Here is a 4,273-nt window from a genome sequence, read left to right on the forward strand (position 1 = left end):
TTAAACGAATATCCACTGCAAGATGAGAAGCTACCTGAAAAGTCGGATAACCTTGCAGAGAGTCGTGAGGCAGAAATCCAAGCGTCGCCCATAGAAGACAACGGGTCGTCTGAAAACGGTAGTGGCAGTGTTAACCGATATTCGTCCGCCTTTCTGAAAAGCTGGCTCTACGAGTATGTAGGTGATGAACATGAAACCCGTTCGGAAGGTATATTTCTAGGCACGGCACACGCAGTCAAGGGGTTGGAGTTTAAGCACGTCTTCATTTTAGACGGCGGTTAGCAGGGAGTTGACGAAGCCGAACAGAGGCTTTATTACGTCGCTATGACTCGTGCCATAGAAACACTGACCCTACTGCAAACTACCCCAGAGCATCCTTGGGTGGCAAAGCTACCTGATGATATTGAAAACGTGGCTCAAATCTTTACCGAATTACCTAAGTTGAATACCGAATACAGACGTTTGGCAGCTTATCGAAACACGGCAGTCGAGGGAAAAACCGATAGCAAAAGTGATTTGGATATCGACTTCATTGTCTGTCACAACAATGTCGAAACTGTGAAACAACGTCTGTTTGCTGCTGCGAAGCTGAAAAAAGACGACCCACTGGAAATGAAGCGGACGGAGGATGGCAGATATATTTCCCTTTCTGATGATATTGAAGTTGCCCGTACCGTCAAATTACCACCGTTGCCGACAAAAACTACCGCCTATGCCAACACTTTCAGAGTACGTTATTTAGACGAAGTCGGAGAATCATTTCACCAACGTATCCCAGAAAAAATCGGCACTAAAAAGCTGGAAAAATGGACGCTTGTTATTCCTATGTTAGTGATACCGTCTGAGTAAAAAGAGTTTTTCAGGCTATCTCAAACATGAAGAAGGCAGCTTGAATACAAGGCTGTCTGAGACTCAAACGGAATAAAAGATGAGTAACAAAAAACAAGTCGCCGTCAGTTTTCTCGGCACGGTATTGGACAGCGGTTTCGGTCAAGGGCGTTGGCAGAAGTGGCGGCCGAATGTCGCCATGAATCAACGTCAGGATTTTCAGCTTGACCGTATTGAGCTGTTTTATGCGGAGAAATACCGCGAACTGGCGGATCATGTAAAAGCCGATATTCAGCAGGTATCGCCGCACACAGTCGTCACTCTCGTGCCTATGGAGCTGGCAAACCCGTGGGATTTCTCCGAGGTTTATACTAAATTGCACGACTGGGCAGCAGGCTATCCATTTGATACAGACGAAGAAACCTATCTCACCCACATCACCACAGGTACACACGTTGCCCAAATCTGCCTGTTCTTATTGGTGGAATCGCGTCAAATCCCCGGCGTACTGTTACAAACCGCTCCTCCCAAAAATCAAAGACGCAGTATGGAGAACGGCAATGTAGGCAGTTATGAAATCATCGATTTAGACTTGGCTCGTTACGACGTACTGGCTGAACGCCTTGCCGCCGTACGCGATGACGCAGTGCGCTACCTGAAAAGCGGCATTTCCACCCAAAACGCCGTCTTCAACCGCATGATTGCTGAAATAGAACAAGTCGCACTCAACTCCCCTTCCCCCATTCTGCTTTCCGGCCCGACAGGCGCAGGCAAATAGAGACCTTTGCAAAAAGCCTTTCCCCCAACAGCCAAAACCTAAACAAAGGTTTTCGACTATTTCCCTCCCCCAATACCTCCTAATTTTACCCAAATGCCCCCTTAATCCTCCCCAGATACCTGATAATCAGGCATCCGGACCGCCTTTTAGGCAGCAACAGGCACACTTAGCCTGTTAGCCGCTTTCAACAGGTTCAAACACATCGCCTTCAGATGGCTTTGCGCACTCACTTTAAATAGATCAAAATAGGTGGCCCGCGCATAGCGGAATTTACGGTGCAGCGTACCGAAGCTTTGTTCGACCACATAACGGGTTTTCGACAAATACCGGTTACGCTTCGTTTGATTTTCCGTCAGCGGACGGCTGCGGTGGGCTTTGCGCATAATGCCGTCTAACAACTGATGCTCTTCCAGATGTTGCCGGTTTTCCGCACTGTCGTAGCCTTTGTCGGCATAGACGGTCGTACCTTCGGCAATGCCCTCCAACAAAGGCGACAGGTGGTTGCACTCATGGGTATTGGCGGGAGTGATGTGCAGTTTCTCGATATAGCCTTCCTCATCGGTACGGGTATGTTGTTTGTAACCGAGTTTGTAGAGGCCGTTTTTCTTTATCCAACGGGCATCTTTGTCCTTACTCGGTGTGGTTTGTCCGCTGACTTGTCCTTCTTCATCGACTTCTATGGCCTGACGCTGTTTGCTGCCGGCGGTCTGAATAATGGTGGCGTCAATGACGGCGGCGGATGCTTTCTCTATTTGAGACCTTTTAGCGGGTAAATTGCTCTCTAGATTGTTGTTACCGTAAAAGGTCGTCTGAAAATCCTACCCACTCAAAAACAAACCGCCTTTTCAGGCGGTTTGTTTTCAGCTTAAACAGACGGTTATTGTTTTTTACCGCCGAATACACCGAAGGCATTGTTACTTTTATCTTCTTTGTCATGATAACTGTATCGCCCAGCCATTTCGGCAGCTTTGTCACCGTAGAATCCGCCGGTTACAGAGCCTTGTGCATCTGAAGTCCATTTACCATTAAAGCTGCTACCTGTAATACCTGCGGTAAAGGCTCGTTCATTCATGAACCATCTGTCACCACTATTGATTTTACCTGCGATAGTCTTGGTATCGAAGTTGACATCTGCGGTAAACGAACCGGTGGTACGGTAGGTGTTGCCGGCATCCACCCAGTTTTCCCTATCATCCAAGTTGCGGGCACGGAAATTCAACACCTCGCCTGCGTATTTAGCCGTACCGGACGGTAGAGAGGTACTCATTACCCCCTGAACAAACAAGGAGTAGGCATTATCGGCAAGTTTTGCCGCACCGAAGACAACATTGCTCAAATTGCCTGAAGCAACAAACGATTTGTAGTCCGAACCCAATTCAGTTTGATGGAGCTTGTTGGTAACAGGTGCCAAAGCGATTGCCGTACCGTTGATAATGACTTTGGTCAAGTCCGCGATATTCGATAAGATATATTGCTCGCCTGTTTCACCTTTTTTCAATTCGGCCGCAGCGGCATCACCTTTAGGTTTGGTTACGGGCGTATCGGGTTTGGCAACCGGCACATCAGGCTGTCCGCCTGCTTGAGCTGCCGCATCTTGGCGTTTTGCACCAAACACACCGCGCGCCACTACGTCTTCATCACGTTGGTTTTTGCCTGCCGCACTATATGTACCGGCAAGTTGGTCTGCCTTCGCGCCAAAGAATCCGCCTTGCATCGTACCTTGCTTGTTGGAGAAGGTGTTGCCGTGCAAATCGCCATTGAAAGACAGATTTTCCGCCATATCGCGCGCATTGGACTTGACGACACCTGCAATTCTGTTGCCACCACTACCACCGCCAACCGTTTGATCGGAATAGCGGTTGATGCTGACATTGATGGTTTTTTGGTCGAAATTGACTTTTGCGGTAACATCGGTTGCTTTGGCGGCAGGATACAGATTGGCCAGCTTGGCTTGCGAACCGGTTTCAAAAATTTCTTGCAGATCTCTTGTATTGATCGGCAGTCCGTTTTGGAAATGCAGGCCGATGCCTTTATAGGTTGCATCCCCTCTTTGGGCTGCAACGGTATCACTGCCTGACGGCGTGCCTTGGACAAACAACGCCTGTTTCACATCACGCAGATCGCTGACATCGGCAACACCGCCGTAACGAACGTCAGGCAACAGGTCGCCGCTGTGTACCGCATATTGTGCTGCATCGGCTTTACCGCCGTTCATACTTTTTTCGCCCAACGTAAACTCACCCGCTTTAACGTCTTTGGTATTAATGGCGACACCATCAAGTACGACGCTGTTTTTATCCGAGGCAGTCGGAGCTTCGGTTTTGGCATATTCCAAATCGCCGGTTTCACGTTTTTTCGCTACCAAGACACCGCCATCCAAAGCCTTGCCCATTACTTTGCCTTCGCCGCCAAAACCTTGACCTGAATTGGCCTCATTGGCTTTCTTAGCGTCTTCAGCTTTCTTGGCTTCTTCAGCTTTCTTAGCGTCTTCAGCTTTCTTGGCTTCTTCAGCTTTCTTGGCTTCTTCAGCTTTCTTAGCGTCTTCAGCTTTCTTGGCTTCTTCAGCTTTCTTGGCTTCTTCAGCTTTCTTGGCTTCTTCAGCTTTCTTGGCTTCTTCAGCTTTCTTGGCTTCTTCAGCTTTCTTGGCTTCTTCAGCTTTCTTGGCTT

At 48.5% G+C, this 4,273-nt stretch carries 3 protein-coding genes and 2 pseudogenes; 3 read left to right on the plus strand and 2 right to left on the minus strand.

The genetic code is table 11. From position 1 onward, the window contains the following. The 3 genes and pseudogenes from ACTHUT_RS14720 to ACTHUT_RS14730 all read left to right on the plus strand — a co-directional run. Positions 1-282 (plus strand): hypothetical protein (locus ACTHUT_RS14720; protein WP_440418964.1); only part of this gene is annotated, 282 nt, incomplete at its 5' end. Positions 283-324: 42 nt separating this feature from the next. After that, the gene (locus tag ACTHUT_RS14725; RefSeq protein ID WP_440418965.1) at positions 325-849 is read left to right on the plus strand and encodes a hypothetical protein; all 525 of its coding nucleotides are present in this window, start codon (positions 325-327) and stop codon (positions 847-849) included. A 79-nt stretch (positions 850-928) separates the two neighbouring features. Then, positions 929-1,603: pseudogene (locus ACTHUT_RS14730) on the plus strand (RNA repair transcriptional activator RtcR family protein); the annotation flags it as partial. Positions 1,604-1,752: 149 nt separating this feature from the next. On the opposite strand, the pseudogene ACTHUT_RS14735 reads toward ACTHUT_RS14730, so the two are convergent. Next, positions 1,753-2,361, minus strand: a pseudogene (locus tag ACTHUT_RS14735) (IS5 family transposase); the annotation flags it as partial. A 122-nt stretch (positions 2,362-2,483) separates the two neighbouring features. Continuing rightward, a partial coding sequence (locus ACTHUT_RS14740) for a transferrin-binding protein-like solute binding protein (protein ID WP_440418966.1) occupies positions 2,484-4,273 on the minus strand: 1,790 nt, incomplete at its 5' end.

The sequence above is a fragment of the Neisseria sp. P0022.S010 genome (assembly GCF_051956635.1).

Coding starts and splice junctions, on each gene's coding strand:
- ACTHUT_RS14725 (WP_440418965.1), top strand. CDS start 325: ATGACTCGTGCCATAGAAACACTGACCCTACTGCAAACTACCCCAGAG.